Origin of the sequence: Bradyrhizobium canariense, from assembly GCF_019402665.1 — a bacterium.
Classification (GTDB): domain Bacteria; phylum Pseudomonadota; class Alphaproteobacteria; order Rhizobiales; family Xanthobacteraceae; genus Bradyrhizobium; species Bradyrhizobium canariense.
In genome coordinates, this window is sequence record NZ_VSST01000019.1 from 287,166 (window position 1) to 303,149 (window position 15,984).

The 15,984-nt window shown below is 64.5% G+C and carries 19 protein-coding genes; 7 read left to right on the forward strand and 12 right to left on the reverse strand.

The window, feature by feature from the left end; genetic code table 11:
* The first annotated feature begins 95 nt into the window (after positions 1-95).
* Positions 96-1,259: an acyl-CoA desaturase gene (locus FXB41_RS10545; protein WP_219681703.1), complete on the forward strand. Its 1,164-nt coding sequence runs from the start codon at positions 96-98 to the stop codon at positions 1,257-1,259.
* Between the two features lie 189 nt (positions 1,260-1,448).
* Here FXB41_RS10545 and FXB41_RS10550 read toward each other — a convergent pair whose 3' ends face one another.
* The 5 genes from FXB41_RS10550 to FXB41_RS10570 all read right to left on the reverse strand — a co-directional run bounded on the left by FXB41_RS10550 (position 1,449) and on the right by FXB41_RS10570 (position 4,140).
* A complete protein-coding gene (locus tag FXB41_RS10550) occupies positions 1,449-1,934 on the reverse strand; it encodes a DUF2852 domain-containing protein (protein WP_007596323.1) in 486 nt (161 codons plus the stop codon).
* A gap of 120 nt (positions 1,935-2,054) precedes the next feature.
* The gene (locus tag FXB41_RS10555) at positions 2,055-2,795 is read right to left on the reverse strand and encodes a TetR/AcrR family transcriptional regulator (RefSeq protein WP_007596325.1); all 741 of its coding nucleotides are present in this window, start codon (positions 2,793-2,795) and stop codon (positions 2,055-2,057) included.
* 95 nt (positions 2,796-2,890) lie between these two features.
* Positions 2,891-3,253, reverse strand: a complete 363-nt coding sequence (locus FXB41_RS10560) for a YciI family protein (RefSeq protein WP_007596326.1) — start codon at positions 3,251-3,253, stop codon at positions 2,891-2,893.
* A gap of 38 nt (positions 3,254-3,291) precedes the next feature.
* Entirely contained in the window at positions 3,292-3,696 is a 405-nt protein-coding gene (locus FXB41_RS10565) for a YciI family protein (RefSeq protein WP_007596329.1), read from the reverse strand.
* A 78-nt stretch (positions 3,697-3,774) separates the two neighbouring features.
* Entirely contained in the window at positions 3,775-4,140 is a 366-nt protein-coding gene (locus FXB41_RS10570) for a nuclear transport factor 2 family protein (protein ID WP_007596330.1), read from the reverse strand.
* 151 nt (positions 4,141-4,291) lie between these two features.
* Here FXB41_RS10570 and FXB41_RS10575 point away from each other — a divergent pair, with 151 nt between their 5' ends.
* From FXB41_RS10575 to FXB41_RS10585, 3 genes are all read left to right on the forward strand, one after another.
* The gene (locus tag FXB41_RS10575) at positions 4,292-5,080 is read left to right on the forward strand and encodes an SDR family NAD(P)-dependent oxidoreductase (RefSeq protein WP_007596332.1); all 789 of its coding nucleotides are present in this window, start codon (positions 4,292-4,294) and stop codon (positions 5,078-5,080) included.
* An 82-nt stretch (positions 5,081-5,162) separates the two neighbouring features.
* Positions 5,163-5,600, forward strand: a complete 438-nt coding sequence (locus FXB41_RS10580) for a hypothetical protein (RefSeq protein ID WP_219681704.1) — start codon at positions 5,163-5,165, stop codon at positions 5,598-5,600.
* A 433-nt stretch (positions 5,601-6,033) separates the two neighbouring features.
* Positions 6,034-6,387 carry a hypothetical protein gene (locus tag FXB41_RS10585; RefSeq protein ID WP_007596336.1) on the forward strand — a complete coding sequence of 118 codons (354 nt, stop codon included), beginning with the start codon at positions 6,034-6,036 and terminating at the stop codon, positions 6,385-6,387.
* Positions 6,388-6,494: 107 nt separating this feature from the next.
* Here FXB41_RS10585 and FXB41_RS10590 read toward each other — a convergent pair whose 3' ends face one another.
* The 4 genes from FXB41_RS10590 to FXB41_RS10605 form a co-directional block, all read right to left on the reverse strand.
* Complete coding sequence (locus FXB41_RS10590) at positions 6,495-6,908, reverse strand: VOC family protein (RefSeq protein WP_007596337.1); 414 nt, start codon at positions 6,906-6,908, stop codon at positions 6,495-6,497.
* Between the two features lie 38 nt (positions 6,909-6,946).
* Entirely contained in the window at positions 6,947-7,483 is a 537-nt protein-coding gene (locus FXB41_RS10595) for an SRPBCC family protein (protein ID WP_219681705.1), read from the reverse strand.
* 95 nt (positions 7,484-7,578) lie between these two features.
* Positions 7,579-8,895, reverse strand: coding sequence for an RNA polymerase sigma factor (locus tag FXB41_RS10600; RefSeq protein ID WP_219681706.1), 1,317 nt, complete (start codon positions 8,893-8,895; stop codon positions 7,579-7,581).
* Positions 8,892-9,260, reverse strand: coding sequence for a YciI family protein (locus tag FXB41_RS10605; RefSeq protein WP_007596340.1), 369 nt, complete (start codon positions 9,258-9,260; stop codon positions 8,892-8,894). The genes FXB41_RS10600 and FXB41_RS10605 overlap by 4 nt, the downstream gene beginning before the upstream one ends.
* A 143-nt stretch (positions 9,261-9,403) precedes the next feature.
* Between FXB41_RS10605 and FXB41_RS10610 the strand changes: the two genes are divergently transcribed.
* Complete coding sequence (locus FXB41_RS10610) at positions 9,404-10,369, forward strand: 2-hydroxyacid dehydrogenase (RefSeq protein WP_219681707.1); 966 nt, start codon at positions 9,404-9,406, stop codon at positions 10,367-10,369.
* A 118-nt stretch (positions 10,370-10,487) separates the two neighbouring features.
* Positions 10,488-12,455: a methyl-accepting chemotaxis protein gene (locus tag FXB41_RS10615; protein WP_219681708.1), complete on the forward strand. Its 1,968-nt coding sequence runs from the start codon at positions 10,488-10,490 to the stop codon at positions 12,453-12,455.
* Between the two features lie 142 nt (positions 12,456-12,597).
* Here the strand turns inward: FXB41_RS10615 and FXB41_RS10620 are convergent, their stop codons facing one another.
* Entirely contained in the window at positions 12,598-13,242 is a 645-nt protein-coding gene (locus FXB41_RS10620; RefSeq protein WP_219681709.1) for a TetR/AcrR family transcriptional regulator, read from the reverse strand.
* A gap of 116 nt (positions 13,243-13,358) precedes the next feature.
* Here FXB41_RS10620 and FXB41_RS10625 point away from each other — a divergent pair, with 116 nt between their 5' ends.
* On the forward strand, positions 13,359-14,003 hold the full coding sequence (locus FXB41_RS10625) for a glutathione binding-like protein (protein WP_219681710.1): 645 nt from the start codon (positions 13,359-13,361) through the stop codon (positions 14,001-14,003).
* A 51-nt stretch (positions 14,004-14,054) separates the two neighbouring features.
* On the opposite strand, the gene FXB41_RS10630 is transcribed toward FXB41_RS10625, so the two are convergent.
* The gene (locus FXB41_RS10630) at positions 14,055-15,359 is read right to left on the reverse strand and encodes a TRAP transporter large permease (RefSeq protein ID WP_219681711.1); all 1,305 of its coding nucleotides are present in this window, start codon (positions 15,357-15,359) and stop codon (positions 14,055-14,057) included.
* Between the two features lie 30 nt (positions 15,360-15,389).
* Positions 15,390-15,983, reverse strand: coding sequence for a TRAP transporter small permease subunit (locus FXB41_RS10635; protein ID WP_007596347.1), 594 nt, complete (start codon positions 15,981-15,983; stop codon positions 15,390-15,392).
* Position 15,984: the final 1 nt, after the last annotated feature.

The window sequence follows — 15,984 nt, forward strand, 5'->3', positions numbered from 1 at the left end:
CGGTGGTCCGCCATCGCCGGGTTTTTCGTACACAGCGGCCCTCAATGCTGCCGAAGCGAAACTCGAATCTCTGTCATCCAAGGTCACGCCAATACATGTCGCCCAACGCCCCCGCCGACGACCAACACGACGACATCATGTATCCCTCCGCCCTGCCGTTCCTGCTGGTTCATCTCGGCTGCGTTGCCGCCATCTGGACCGGCATTACCTGGCAGGCCGTCGCGATCTGCGCCTCGCTGTATGTCGTGCGCATGTTTGCCATCGGAGCGGGCTACCACCGCTATTTCTCCCATCGGGCTTTTGCGACCGGCCGGGTGTTTCAGTTCATCCTGGCCTGGCTTGCGCAAAGCACCGCGCAAAAAAGCGTTTTGTGGTGGGCGGCCAAGCATCGACATCATCATCTGCATTCCGATACCGAGGACGACGTGCATTCGCCGCGTCACCGAGGCTTCCTCTATAGCCATCTCGGCTGGATTTTTTACCGGGAGCACGATGGCACCGACCTCGTGAAGGTCGGCGATTTCGCCGCCTATCCGGAGCTGATGTGGCTGCATCGCCTGGAACTCCTGCCGGCCGTGACGCTGGCTGCGCTCTGCTTCCTGGTTGGCGGATGGTCCGGTCTCGTCGTCGGCTTCCTGTGGAGCACCGTGCTGGTCTATCACGCGACCTTCTGTATCAATTCCCTCGCCCACGTGCATGGACGCAAGCGGTACGTGACCGGCGATGATTCCCGCAACAATTGGCTGCTGGCCTTATTCACCCTCGGTGAGGGCTGGCACAACAATCATCACGCCTACCAGAGCAGCGTGCGGCAGGGTTTTCGCTGGTGGGAGATCGACATCACCTATTACATCCTGAAGGCGCTGTCCTGGTTCGGCATCGTCTGGAACATGAAGTCGCCGCCCGAGCAGGTGCTGCGCAACGAGCAGCCGCTCGGCGCACGCGTCATCAACCGGGCGGCCCGCGAGCTTGCCGGACGGTTCGATGCGCAGACCCTGGCGCACGCGATCTCGTCGGCGCTACGCCGAGCCGATTTGGCCCAGTTGCAACTGCCGACGCTGCACGACATCCTCAGTCGCGCGCATGAAGGCGTCGATGCACTGACCCATCTGCATTTGCCGAAGATTCCCACCCGCGAGGAGTTTCTCACCGAGGCCAAGGCGATGTTCGCGCGAACGCGATCACTCAACGAGATCGTGGACTACGCCTACGAACACTTCCTGGAGTCGGTTCGCGCGCAGCTCGCCACGGCGCGCTGACCAAGTCTCTCCAGGCCAAGACTTTCCAGGCCAGGACATTTCCAGACGGTCGCGGCGGCCTGCCGCGCATTCCCAAAAACAAACCGCCCGCCTGCGGGTTGCGCAGGCGGGCGGCTTGGGGCCATCAGGACTTTGGGGGCATGCGCCTGACGGCTTTGAGAAGCGTCAGTCTCGAGATCAACCTTGAGATCAACCCTGCTGCTGGTCGGTCGGCGGCGGGGTCGGGCGCGTCTTGTGTTGCGCCATGAACTGGTCGAACTCTTCCTTGTCCTTGGCGTGACGCAGACGGTCGAGGAAGTTCTTGAACTCGACTTGCTCTTCCTCGAGCCGCTGCAATGTCTCGGTGCGGTACTCGTCAAAGGCGCGGTTGCCGCTCGAGGGCGGGCCGAAGCCAAAGCCGAAACCGTGGCGCTCCATGCGGCCGCGCATACGGTCCATCTTGTACTGCATCCGCTCCATCTTGTTCTGCCAGCGATCCTGGTTGCTCCAGCACGACATTCTTCTGCTCCCGAGTGTGAAAAAGAGAAGGGCAAGTCCGATCGGCCACCAGATGATGAAGCCGAGGATGGTCACGGCGATCCAGCCGGGATGCCAAGGCGTGTTGAGCATGTGGGGGCGCTCGTAGTGTTGGTCCGAAGGGCCGCGCCATCGATTGACATCAGCGGTGTAGGCCATTTCCCTCTCCATGACGGCATCAGCGCCGTTGTGAATGTAAATAACATTTACATAGGTAGATCATCCCGCGATTTTGTCAAGCCGACCGCCTGACAGGGCGAGGCAATTATTTGGGTAACTTTATTTCGGCTTGCCCCAGGGACCACCGGGCGGCACGCCGGAACCGGAGGATGCCTCCGGTGGCACCGGCGGCGGCTCGGCGCTTTTCGCCGGAGGACGGCGATCGGTCGGGAAGCCGAGACCGCGGAGATAAATCAGCACCTCGGCTTCGAGCAGCTCGTCCGGCGACATCGGCAGCTTTCGACGCGCGGCATCGCCGCGGGAGAACAGCGAGGCCACGCCATGCGCCATCGACCAGATGTGCAGCGCCATCATCATCGCCGGAGGCCGCGGCGTGCCCGGCGGCGCCAGCGCGGCAAGCCGCTCCGCCGCGGCACGAATGACGTTGAAAGCACGCTCGCTAGCGGCCTGTAGCGCCGGATTGACATCCACCGGCACGCCCGATTCGAACATCGCGTTGTAGAACGCGGGCTCCTCGCGGGCGAAGGCGAGATAGGCCCTGCCGACACGCTCGAACGCCGTGACGGTGTCGGGCCGTCCGTCGTCCCAGGCCGCGGTCAGGCGCGATTCGAACTGCTCGAAACCGCGCTGCGCGATCGAGGACAGCAGTTCGTCACGGTCGCGAAAATGCCGGTACGGTGCCGCCGCACTGACGCCGGCCATGCGCGCGGCATCGGCAAAGGTGAAGCCGGCCGCGCCCTTCTCGGCGATCAATCCAAGGGCGGCCTGCAGCAGGGCTTCCTTCAGATTGCCGTGGTGATAGCCGCGCTCGGCGCGGCGCGTCTCCTTGCGCCAGCTCATGTGAACGACCTTTACATGAGCTGGGCAGGAAGGTCACTAGCGGCGACGGGTTGATCAGCCCGTATTCTCCCCGGTCCGGGGCAGCGGCCGAAGCCCTAGCCGCCAGGGATCGGCAGCACCGGCATGATCTCGACGCGTTCGCCGGGGAAGATCGTGAAGTGCGGGTGGTTTTCGAACATCTTCGCCGCGGCTTCGTGCGAGGCCGCACGCACCACGGTGAAGGCGCCCATCTCGTTGGCGATGTCGGCGAGGCCCTTGCCGTCGACCTTCTTGGTCTTGCCGAGCGGCCCGCCCATGGCCTGGATCGCGCCTTGGTGCTTTTCGACCCAGCCCTTCCAGGCCGCCATGCCCTCCTGCTCCTTCGCCTTGCGCTCGGCCTCGGGCATCGCATCCCATGCGGCCCATTTGGAGCTGGTCTTGCTGCCGAGGAAAACGGCGAGATAGGTATCGGTGCTCATCGGTTCTCTCCTTTGCTGATGGATAGACAAAGCTGCGGCTATTTCTTGAGGTCGCCGAAACCGGCGGCGGCCTCCTGCACGTCAGGCGGAAAGTCGCTCATCTCCTGCACCTGACGGATCTCGATGATTTCGTTCGGTGCGGCCGGACACCGCCTGGCCCAGGCGATCGCCTCGGCACGCGATGCAACCTCGATCATCCAGTACCCGCCCAGGACCTCCTTGGCCTCGGCGAACGGGCCATCGGTCACGATGGGCTTGCCGGCCGCAAACGAGACGCGCGCGCCCATCGAGGGCGGGTGCAGGCCGTCGAGCGTGATCAGCACGCCGGCGTCGTTCAGCACCTCGTTGTAGCGCATCATCGCAGCGACCCGCTCGGGATCGAGCTGAACGTCGGGCGCTGCGGTCTCGTAGCCGAGCGGGATCATCAGCATCATGAATCGCATGGAGGTTCCTTGCTTGCTTAGTCGCCCTTACCCAAGACGAGCGAACCCTGACGGAACCGACAGCGTGGCGACAATTATTTAGCGCGCCTGCGGCAGGAAACGCCCGTCCTGCCGGGCAGCGCCGAAATAAACCTCGATGCGGCGAACCTTGCCGCCGGCGAAGGTGAAGAACTCGGTGTTGCGAAAGCTCCTGCCATCTGTCGCCAGGCAGAGATAGGTGACGAAGGCCTCGTCACCTTGGACGACAATCCGCTCGATGTCGTGCCGCGCAATCCAGCCGGTGTCCCTCCAGCAACGCTCGAAATAGGCCGCCTTGTCGAGGTCCTCGTCGAACGGGCTGGTGAAGCGGAAATCGTCCGCCAACGCGTCGGCGACCCGTTGCCGGTCGTTGTCGAGATATGCGGCGAAAAGGTCTCGAATCAGGCGCTCGTGATCGTTGGACATTCCGGGTCTCCCTGGCAATGATCCCCTGGAAGACGATCCATCGAGGACCGTCCCGACATCGTGGCTTCGAGTTAAGGCCTTCCTCGTCGGAACGAAAGCGAAGTAAAAGAGGCTCGCGCTCGCGCGATCTTTCATAAGGACCGATCAGCCAATGCCCCCTACCCCGCACCGCGTTGCCCTCGTCACCGGAGCCGCGCGTGGCATCGGGCTTGCGACCGCGAAGAAGTTTTTGACCGAGGGCTGGCGGGTTGCGTTGCTCGACATCGAGGGCGAGCTGCTCGGCCGCGCGGTCGCCGAGATCGGCCGGGACGAGGCCACGCTGGCGCTGACCTGCGACGTCTCGGACGCAGCCGCGGTTGCCGCCGCGATGATGTCGGTCGAAAGGCGGTTCGGCCGGCTCGACGCGCTCGTCAACAATGCCGGCATTGCCGTGTTCGCGCCGCTGATGGAGACGTCGGAGACCGATTGGCGGCGCGTGCTCGAGGTCAACCTCACCGGCCCGTTTCTCTGCACCAAGGCGGCGGTGCCGCTGATGCGCGACGGCAATGGCGGCGCCATCGTCAACATCACCTCGATCTCGGCGGTGCGCGCCTCGACGCTGCGCTCGGCCTACGGCACCAGCAAGGCGGGCCTCGCGCACCTCACCAAGCAGCTCGCGGTCGAGCTTGCGTCCTTCAACATCCGCGTCAACGCGGTCGCACCGGGACCGGTCGACACCGCGATGGCGAAGCAGGTGCACACCAGGGAGATCCGCGCCGACTACCATGACGCCATCCCGCTCAACCGCTACGGCCTGGAAGAGGAACTCGCCGAAGCGATCTACTTCCTGTGCTCGGAACGATCCAGCTACATCACCGGACAAATTTTGGCCGTCGATGGCGGCTTCGATGCGGCGGGCATCGGCCTGCCGACGCTGCGCGGCGAACGGCGGAACGGGTAGGCACGGCGTAGGTTGGCCTAGCGAAGCGTCACCCACCTCTTCTCGTCGGCCAATCCTACGGACTCGAATTCGCGGAGGCTTCATGCGACGCGTCACCTTCCTCAGGGCTTTGATGCTCGTATCCGCGCTGCTCGCCGCCACGCCTGCCTTGGCCGAAATCCGCATCATCCAGTCGCCCGGTGGACAGGTCGGGCCGTTCCTCGATTTGTTCGAGAAGGTGCGCGAGAGCGGCGAGCGCGTGGTGATCGACGGTCCCTGCCTGTCCGCCTGCACGCTGGTGCTGAGCATCGTGCCGGGCGAGCGGATATGCGTCACCAAGCGTGCCGTGCTTGGCTTTCATGCGGCGCGCTCGGTCGACCGGCGCGGACGCTTCTACGCCGAGCCGGAAGCATCCGATGCGGTGCTTGCGGCCTATCCCGGCCCGGTGCGCGACTGGATCAGCCGCCGCGGCGGCCTCTCGTCGCGGTTGCTTCTGCTGAAGGGACGCGACCTCGCCGCGATCTATCCGCGCTGCGGGTGACGATCAGCGGACGCAAGCGCCCGCCAAATCGCGCCGGTCACCTGCTTCGTGAGGCCTAATAAAAACTCTGGATCAGCTGGGCCAATTCCATGCTCGCGCAGATGAGCATACCCCAAAGTGCAAAGTTGATCTGCAGCGCCGCCGCCATCGGTCGCTCCCCTTCCAAGTCCGCCCGCCCCAGTTTTTAGAGTTTATGACGAAATAAATAACGATTCTGCCCCGGAGTTCACAGCCTAATATTGCGCCAGTTGTTGTGCGATGCGGTCCGCATCATTTCACGAAGCGGCCTCACTGCTCTCGCAATGTGGTGCGACACTAAAATTCATATTCGGCCGTGTCGGCCAGGCGTTTCCCTTAGGTTCCATTTGAGCGGTGCGACGCAAGCTTCGGCAAGCGAATTTGGCGCGTCGCATACAACACCCAAGGGTTCGGCATGATGCGACACGGCTTTGTCTTGCTCACGTTTTGCGCAACGCTCATGGGATGCGTGGTCGCGCCTGCGCAGGAACGCCGTCCGATCGCATGGGACGGCCTCGGTCAGGATCCGAACCGTCCCTACGTCATCAAGCGTCGCGTGGCGACCCAAGCTCCCGCGGCGAGTGATCCGAATCAGGAGCGAGAAAGAGTCCTCGGCACCTTGCGCCCGTACTCCGCGGCGTGGTGGGCAATCCATGACGAAATCGAAGCGGAGAATGACAAGCAGCTCGGGACAAAGCTCGTGATCTGTCCGCGCTGCGTTCCCTCCTCGCAACCACCGAGCAATGACGTGACCGGATCGATCCGCTGAGAGCGGCACGCGGTCGATCGGCACATCACGCAACGTCTCATGCGCGCCCCTCTCCGCATCGTCAGGGAGAGGGGATCGCCGCTTGGCGCGTCAAGCGATCGCGGCTGTCACATTCCCTCGGCCGGGCAGTTCACCATCCAGGGAATGCCGAACTTGTCGACGCACATGCCAAAACCCTTGGCCCAGAAGGTCTTGCTGAAGGGCATGGTGACGGTGCCGCCGTCGGCCAGCGCGTTGAACTTGCGCTCGCCGTCCGCGGGATCCGCGACCGTGAGCGAGATCGAAAAGCCCTGCGGCTTGTGAAAATGCTCGCCTGGTGCGTCGGAGGCCATCAGGACGCTGCCGTCTGGCAGCGACATCCGCGCATGCATAATGATCTTCTCGCGGCCGGGCGTGGCGGGCACCTCCGGCGGCGCATCCGAGGCGCGCATCATCGCATCGATCTTGCCGCCCAAGACCTTGGCGTAGTAGTTGAACGCCGCTTCGCAGGTGTCCTGATAGAACAGATAGGGATTGAGCATCGTTTCTCTCCGTTTTGCTTTCATTCGGGGTGACGGCGCTACTTCTCGGTGAGCTTCTTCAGGCTGGCCAAGCCCGCCTCGAAATCCTTGCCGATCATGTTGTCCATGTTGATGAACACCTGCATGACCTTGGACAGGAACGGCGCCGGACCGGACATCGCCCACGTGACCAGTGTGGCATCGCCTTGCGGCACAAAGGTGAACTCGGCGGTGTTGTGGCCTTCGAAAGGCCGCTCGAAGTCGAGCTTGATCCGGAGTTTTGACGGCGCACTCGCCTCGAGGATCTCCATATGGCCGGCGCCGACATTGTTGTTCCCGTCCCAGGCATAGGTCGCGCCCTTGCCCGGCGCAGTTCCGCCGAAGCTGCGCTTCATCGCGGGGTCCCGGCCCTCGTAAGGTGACCAGGCGGTCCAGCGATGGAAATCGGCGACCAGCGGATAGATCGCATCGGCGGGCGCCTTCACGGCGAGGCTACGTTCGACGCGGAAGGTGCCGGGTTTCGTCAATGCGAAGACGAGGACACCCGCGAGTCCGACAGCGAGCACGACGGCGATGATGGCAATGGCTTTCAGCATGAATGGCTCCCTGGATACGCACCTAGGACGAAGGGAGGGGACCGGGCCCGACAAGGCGAAGCGAAAATTTTTGCGATGCCCGAAGCAGGCGCTCCCTACTTCACCTTGGCGCCTTCGACCTTCGCGCCCTGCCTGGCGCCGCCATTTGCGCCGTTCGGCTGGCTGTCGCGGATCAGGCGATCGAGATGCATGCGGATGTGAGCGGCTTCTGCGGACGTGTTGGCGAGGGCGATGGCGCGGTCGAAGGCGATGCGGGCTTCGTCGTTGCGGCCAAGCTGCATCAGGAAGGCGCCGCGCACGCCGTAGAAATGGAAGTAGTTGGCAAGCTTTGGCGCCAGCGGCTCGATCAGGTCGAGCGCGGCTTGCGGTCCGCGCACCTTGGAAACCGCGACCGCGCGGTTGAGCGTCACCACCGGCGAGGGCTGCACCACCTCCAGCGCGCCATAGAGCAGGTCGATCTGCGCCCAGTCGGTCTCCTCGGGCGTGGAGGCGCGGGCATGCAGCGCGGCGATCGCAGCCTGGATCTGGTAGGGCCCGCTGCGGCGATGGCGTATCGCCTTGTCGATCAGCGCGAGGCCTTCCGCGATCATCGTGCCGTTCCACAGCGAACGATCCTGGTCATCCAGCAGGATCAGCGAACCATCCGCGGCAAAGCGCGAGGCACTGCGCGCATGCTGCAACAAGATGAGCGCCGTGAGCCCCATGATCTCCGGCTCGCTCTGGAACAGCCGCAACAGCAGCCGCGCCAGCCGGATCGCTTCTTCGCACAGCGGCTTCCTGATTTCGGCGGTGTCGCCGCTCGCCGAATAGCCCTCGTTGAAGATCAAATAGATCATCGCGGCGACAACGGCGAGCCGCTCCGCGCGCTCGACCGCGCCCGGCGTTTCAAACGGCGTCCCGGCCTCCGCGACCTTGGCCTTGGCACGCGTGATGCGCTGCTCCATCGCCGCTTCCGACACCAGGAAGGCGCGCGCGATCTGCTTCACGGTCAGGCCGCAGACGATACGGAGCGCCAGCGCGATCTGCTGCGTCGCCGGCAGCCCTGGATGGCAGCAGATGAACATCAGCCGCAGAATGTCGTCGCGGTAGTGCGAGCCGTCGAGCCGCTCGGCGAGCGCGCCCTCGGCGTCGTCGAGATCGGAGATCGCTTTGTCGTCCTCCGGCAGCGGCTGCTGCTTGCGGGTGCGGCGCACCTCGTCGATCGCAACGTTGCGGCCGACCATGATCAGCCAGGCCGCGGGATCCCGCGGCGGCCCGTTCTGCGGCCAGGTCTTCAGCGCGCGCAGGCAGGCGTTCTGGAATGCCTCCTCGGCGGTGTCGAGATCGCGGAAATAGCGCAGCAGCGCGCCGACCGCCTGGGGGCGCGCCGAGGTCAGCGCGGTCTCGATCCAGGCGGTATCGGCTTCGCTCACGTCAGATTCCCTCCGGGCCTGAACACGCCGACGGGGCGCACCTCATAGGCGCCGCCGGGATTGGCCGCGCCGAGGTCGCGGGCGACATCGAGCGCCTCGTCGAGGTTCTTGCAATCGACGATATAGAAGCCGAGCAACTGCTCCTTGGTCTCCGCGTAGGGGCCGTCGAGCACCAGCGGCGGGTCCTCTTTACGCAAAGTCGCGGCCGCGGTGGTCGGCAGCAACCGCGCCACCGGGCCGAGCCGGCCTTGGCTCGTGAGCTTCTCTTGCACCACGGCGAGCTTCTTCATCACGGCTTCGTCCTGGTCCTTGCTCCAGGAGCCGACGAAGTCCTCATCGTGATAGCAAAGGATCGCATAAAGCATGGGCAGTACCTTCCCTGACCTCTTGTTTTGAAGACGATCCAATATGCCTCGCCCCGACAGGGCTGCGGAAAAAATTTGCAAGAAAAATCCGGAAGATCGTGCCAAGGAGGGCCCTCAAAAGCGGAACCTATAGAGGCACTCGAATGACCGTAGGCACACTGGCCGTCCTGATCAACAGCACGCAGCAAAACTGGCTGCCGGAGCGCTGGAAGGGCCGGTTCGACGCGGTCTGCGGCGGCCGCCGCGTCGTGCTGCTGCCCGATGCCGGGCTCGATCCGGCCGAGGTGCACTATGCCGCGGTGTGGAAGCCGGTGCCGGGCGACCTCGGCTCATTCCCCAATCTGCGGGCGATCTTCAATCTCGGCGCCGGCGTCGATGCGCTGATGGCGGACAAGAGCCTGCCGAACGTGCCGCTCGTGCGTGTCGCCGTGCCCGATCTGACCGGCCGCATGACCGAATACGTCGTGCAGCACGTGCTGATGCACCACCGCCAGGAGCTTTATCTGCGCCAGTCGCAGCGCGAAAAGCGCTGGGAGCCGACCTATCAATGGCCGGCGAGCGCCGTCACGGTCGGTGTCATGGGACTGGGCACGCTCGGCGCCGACGCGGCCGATGTGCTGCGGCGGCTTGGTTTCCGCGTCGCCGGCTGGAGCCGCAGCCCGCGCACCATCGCGGGCGTCGAATGCTTCCATGGCGCCGGGCAGATCGATGCATTCCTGCGCACGACCGATATCCTCGTCAGCCTGTTGCCGCTGACGCCTGATACACACGGCATCCTCAACCGCGATGTCTTCACCAAGCTCAACCGCAAAAGCCCGCTCGGTGCGCCCGTGCTGATCAACGCCGGCCGCGGCGGCCTTCAGAACGAAGCCGACATCCTGGCCTGCCTCGACGACGGCACGCTGGGCGCCGCCTCGCTCGACGTCTTCGTGCAGGAGCCGCAGCCGGCGGACAGCCGGTTCTGGACCCATCCCAAGGTGCTGCTGACCCCGCACAACGCCGCCGACACCGACGCTGACGCGATCTCGGCCTATGTCGCCGAGCAGATCGCGCGGTTCGAGGCCGGTGGCGTGCTGGAGAACGTGGTGGACCGGGCGCGGGGGTATTGAGACCTCACGTGCCACCCGAGCCCGTAAAATCACTGATCGTCGGCCGGTATCCCGTTCACCGTCTCTTAGCGAGAAGTTGATAGGCGTTGTTAATCAACGCTCAACGAACGAGTCGGACATGCGCTTCACGCTCGGCCTCAGGATGCGGATCACGGTTGCGCTGGCGGTGACGGCGGCGGCGACCGCCCTGTTCGCCGTGCTCGGGGCGATGTGGATCATTTCCGGCATCATCGACCGGGCCGACCAGCGCGAGCTTCGCAGTCATTACGACGCGCTCCAGTCGCGAATTGCCGAGGAATCCCAGCGCGCCGCCGCCATGAGCGCCGTCGTCGCCGCAATACCGGCGACGCAGGACGCGATGGCCAAACAGGATCGCAACGCTTTGATCGGCCTGTTCGGGCCGGTGTTTGCCGCGACCAAATCGGAGTATGGCGTCGAACAGTTCCAGTTCCATGTGGCGCCCGCGACCTCGTTCCTGCGCGTACACCAGCCTGCTAAATTTGGCGACGACCTCTCGGGCTTCCGCAGGACCGTGATCATGGCCAACCAGGAGCACAAGGTCGTGGTCGGCCTCGAGGGCGGCTTGGCCGGGCTCGGTATCCGCGGCGTGGTGCCGATCGCGCAAGCCGGCAAGCATCTCGGCTCGGTGGAGTTTGGCCTGACCTTCGGCCAGTCCTTCCTGGACGACTTCAAGACCAACCGCCATGTCGACATCGCCTTCCATCTCGCGGACGGCGGCGGCTTCAAGCTGTTCGGCGGCACGCTGAAGGGTAAGAGCTTCTTCGATGCGGCCGATTACGGCCGCGCCGCCGGCGGCGACTTCACGATACGACAGGCCAAGCTCGACACCACGCCAGTGGCCGCGCTGCTCGGACCGATCAGGGATTTTTCCGGTAAGTCCCTCGGCGCGGTCGAACTGGTGATGGACAATGCCGACTATGTGGCCTCCGCCGACCGAGCCTGGCTGCTGGCATTCGGCATCGCCGCGCTCGGGCTCGTGCTCGCCGCCATCGTCGGCTATCTCATCGCCCGCAGCATCTCGCGTCCGATCATCTCCATCACGAGCGTGATGCGCGAGCTGGCAGACGGACACCTCGATGTTGCCGTCCCCGCCAGCAAGGCGAACGACGAGGTCGGCGCGATGGTCAAGGCTGTTTCGGTGTTCCGCGACAACGCCGTCAACTTCAACCGGCTCCAGACCGAACAGGCCGACACCAAGGCGCAGTCCGAAGCGGAGAAGCGGCGCGCGTTCGCGGCGCTCGCCGACAATTTCGAAGCCAGCATCCGCGACGTCGTCACCACGGTCTCCTCGGCCGCGGTCGAGATGGAGAACACCGCGCGCTCGATGTCTGATATCGTCGAGCGGTCGCGGCAGCAGACCGGCACGGTGTCGTCGGCCTCGGCGCTCGCCTCGGAGAATGTGCAGACGGTTGCTGCCGCCGCGGAAGAGCTGTCGTCGTCGATGGCCGAGATCAGCCGGCGCCTTGCGCACGCGACCGCGGTAGTCGGCAAAGCTGCGAGCGACGGGCGACGGTCGAACGAGCGCGTGCAGAGTCTGGCCGACGCTGCGCAAAAAATCGGCGACGTCGTCTCCTTCATCAGCGGCATCGCCGAGCAAACCAATCTGCTGGCACTCAACGCGACGATCGAGGCGGCGCGCGCGGGCGAAGCCGGCCGCGGCTTTGCGGTGGTTGCCTCCGAGGTGAAGGCGCTGGCAACCCAGACCGCCAAGGCGACCGAGGAGATCGGCGCCCAGGTGACGGCGGTACAAGGCGAGACCACCGGCGCAGTGGACGGCATCCAATCGATCTGCGCAACGATCCAGGAAGTCGACGAGATCTCCGCCGCGATTGCCGCCGCCGTCGGCCAGCAGGGCACCGCGACGCAGGAGATCGCGCAGAACGTCCAGCAGGCGGCCGCCCGCACCGGCGAGGTCTCGCAAAACATCGCGGGCGTCACCGCCGGCATCGCCGCGACGGGAACAGCGGCGGAGGAAGTCCTGGGCTCGGCGATCGAGCTGTCGAAACAATCGCAGCGGCTGCGCGACGAGGTGGATCGTTTCCTGGCGCATATTCGCGCGGCGTAGGCGGGGCTACAAACTCAATGTCGTCCTGGAGCTGCGGCGCGACGGCGGGAACTCCGAATCTTCGCCAAACCAGACTCGGTGGCTATGGGTCCTGGCTTTCGCCAGGACGACGTTTGGGAGATAGCTCGCGCCACGCAACCGCCTAGCTCTTTCCTCCCAGCATCAGGTCGATCGCCCCCTTCACGATTGCCTCGAGCTCCTTCCGCGACACACGCGCGCGGGAGCGGATGGCAATTGAGTGCACGGTCGCTGAAGCGAGCTGCGCCAGCACGGCGGGATCGGCGCTGTCGGGCAACTCGCCTTTCTCCTTGGCGCGGCGGAAGCAACTCGCAAATGCCTTGTCGAGCTCAGACAGGCCATCCAGCACCATGGCGCGGATGTCGGGATCGCCGACCGCCTCGGAGGCCGCCGTGACCACGGTGAAGCAGCCGCGCGGGCCGGTTTCGCCTGAAAGATAAATGTTCAGCGCGGAAGCGAAGATGCGCTCCAGCCGCCGGCGCACGGGCATCTCCTGGCGAAAGATCTCCACCATCGATGCGCGCGCTTCCTCGCGGTAGCGCTGATAGCTCTTGATGTAGAGCTCGCGCTTGTCGCCGAAGGCGCCATAGAGGCTCGGGCGATTCATGCCGGTGGCTTCGCTGAGATCGTCGAGCGAGGTCGCCGCGAAACCCTGCGTGCGGAACAGGTCGAGCGCCTTGCCAAGCGCGATGTCGGGTTCATAAGCGCGCGGACGGCCGCGGCGTTTAGGCTCCGTGGCAGCAGTTGGCGGCTTCGATTTTTGTACCATTTCGCAATTTAATCCTTGACCGCCTCCATAATATGCAAGACAGTACAAAAATCAATCTGGCCGGGTTGAGCGACACTCCGAAAGTCACATCGAAGAATTGCCCAAGGAGGCTCAAGATGGATCTTTATTTCTCGCCGCTCGCCTGTTCGATGGCGAGCCGCGTCGCGCTGTATGAAGCCGGCGCCGAAGCCAATTATCTCGAAGTCGATCCGCCGACCAAGACAGTGCTGAGCGACGGCACTGACTTCCGAACCGTGAACCCGCTCGGCCTGGTGCCGACACTGCGCACCGACGACGGCGTGGTGCTGACCGAGAACGCCGCGATCCTGCAATACATCGCCGACCGCTTCCCGCAATCGGGCCTCGGCGCTGCAGCGGGCATCGATCGCACGCGGCTGCATCAATGGCTCTGCTTCATCGGCACCGAACTGCACAAGGGCCTGTTCATCCCGGTGCTCGACCGCAAGGCGCCGCAGGAAACGAAAGCGTATGCGCTGGAGAAGAACCTGTCGCGGCTGGACTATCTCGACAATTACCTGAAGGAGCGCGACTTCCTGCTCGACCATTTCAGCGTCGCCGACGCCTATCTCATCACGGTCATCAACTGGACCATGGCGACGCCGCCGATCGAGCTCGCGAAATGGCCAAATGTGAAGGCCTATTACGAACGCCTGCGTCAACGGCCGTCGATCGCCAAGGCGATCGCGGAAGAGTTCGAGCTGTACAAGGCCGAGCAGGCGCGGAAGAAGGCCGCGGCGTAAGCTTTGACGATTGAGGCGCCGTCCCGGCTGAGCGGCCGGGGCGGCGCAAATCTATCCGTACAGCATCCTCGGCAGGATCGTGACGATGCCGGGCCAGAGCGTCAGCAGCAGCACGAATCCGACCATGATGAGCAGATAGGGCATCGTGACGCGCGCGATGTAGCCGAGGCCGTCTTCGGTCAGGCCCTGGATCACGAACAGGTTGAAACCAACCGGCGGCGTGATCTGGGCCATCTCGACGGCGAGCACGAGGAAGATGCCGAACCAGATCTCGTCGAAGCCCGCGCCCTTCACGATCGGCAGCACGATCGGCAGCGTCATCACGATCATCGAGAAGCCGTCGAGGAAGCAGCCGAGGATCAGGTAGAAGATAATCAGAACCACGATCAGCATGAAGGGCGATAGCCCCAAGCCTTTCACGAAGGCGGCGACCGCCTGCGGGATTCCGAGGAAGGCCGCGGCGTTGCCGAGGATCGAGGCGCCGAGCACGATCAGTGCGATCATCGAGCAGGTCACGACCGAGCCGATCAGCACGTCGCGGATCACCTGCTGCGACATCGAGCCCTGCGCCCAGGCGACCAGTGCCGCGCCGAGCACGCCGACCGCGGCGGCCTCCGACGGCGTGGCCAGCCCGCCATACATCGAGCCGAGCACGCAGGCGATCAGGAACAGCGCCGGCGCAAGGTCCTTCAGCGCCGCAAAACGTTCGCGCCACGGCACCTGCGAGAGCTTTGCCTCGGACTCCGGCACCAGCGTGCGGTTGAACGTCGTGTGCAGCATCACCCATCCCATGAAGGTGGCCGCCAGCAGGAGGCCGGGCAGCACGCCGGCGGTAAAGAGCTTGAGAATAGAAACGTCGCCGAGCACGCCATAGATGATCATGATGTTGGACGGCGGGATCAAAAAGCCGAGCGTGCCGGCGCCGGCGAGCGAGCCGATCGCGATGTCGCGGGAATAGCCGCGGCGTGTGAGTTCGTTGAGCGACATGCGGCCGATCACCTGCGTCGTCGCCGCCGACGAGCCGGAGATCGCCGCGAAGATGGTGCAGCCGATCACGTTCACATGCAGAAGACGACCCGGCAGAAGCCCTGCCCAGGGCGCGAGCCCCTGGAACAGCGAACGTGACAAACGGGTGCGAAACAGCAACTCGCCCATCAGGATGAACAGTGGCAACGCCAGCAATTCCTGCGTCGTCAAGATGTTCCAGGCGTATTGCGGCAGCAGCTTGTCGAGCGGGATCGAGCGGAACATCGCCAGCAGCAGCGTCGCAGTGAGCGCAAGCGTCAGGCCGATCCAGACGCCGCAGGCTAGAAGCGCAAACAGGATCGCGAAGAGAGCGACGACTTCAATGGTCATGGAATCCGGTGTCCGCTGGCGCGAGGGCGATCATTCGACGGGCGAGGCCTTCATGCGATGATCCTCCAGCGGCAGGCCGAGCACGGCCTGGATCGCGCGCGCCAGGAACTGGAGCGTCAGCAGCAGCATGCCGAAGGCGACGACGGCCTGCGGAAACCACAGCGGGGTGTCGCTCGAGGTCGAAACCTGGCCGCGCACATAGGCGCCGAAGGCGAACTTCGCCATCGACGATGTCAGGAAGGCCATGAAGGCGAAGCCGGCGGCGGCCGACAGGATTTCGATCGCGCGCTGAAAGGGGGCCGGGACGTTCTTCAGCAGCAGCACGACACGGATATGGCCGCCAACACGCAGGGTCATGGCTGCGCCGAAGGTGAAGGACGCCGCCATCAGATAGGAGGAATACTCCCACGCGATCGAGATCGTGGGCGGAAAGAACGGCAGGAAGTTCGAGAGGAAGCGCGTTGCGACCTCGCACAGCATCAGCAGCGTCAGCATCAAGAGGCAGCCGCCGCCGATCCAGCCGTCCAGCCGGCCAAGACGATCGATGCCGTCGAGCAGGATGCGCAGCGGCGCCGGCGCCGCTGCGTTGAGACTATGCGGAGCTGCGGGCGAAACGCTGACCATG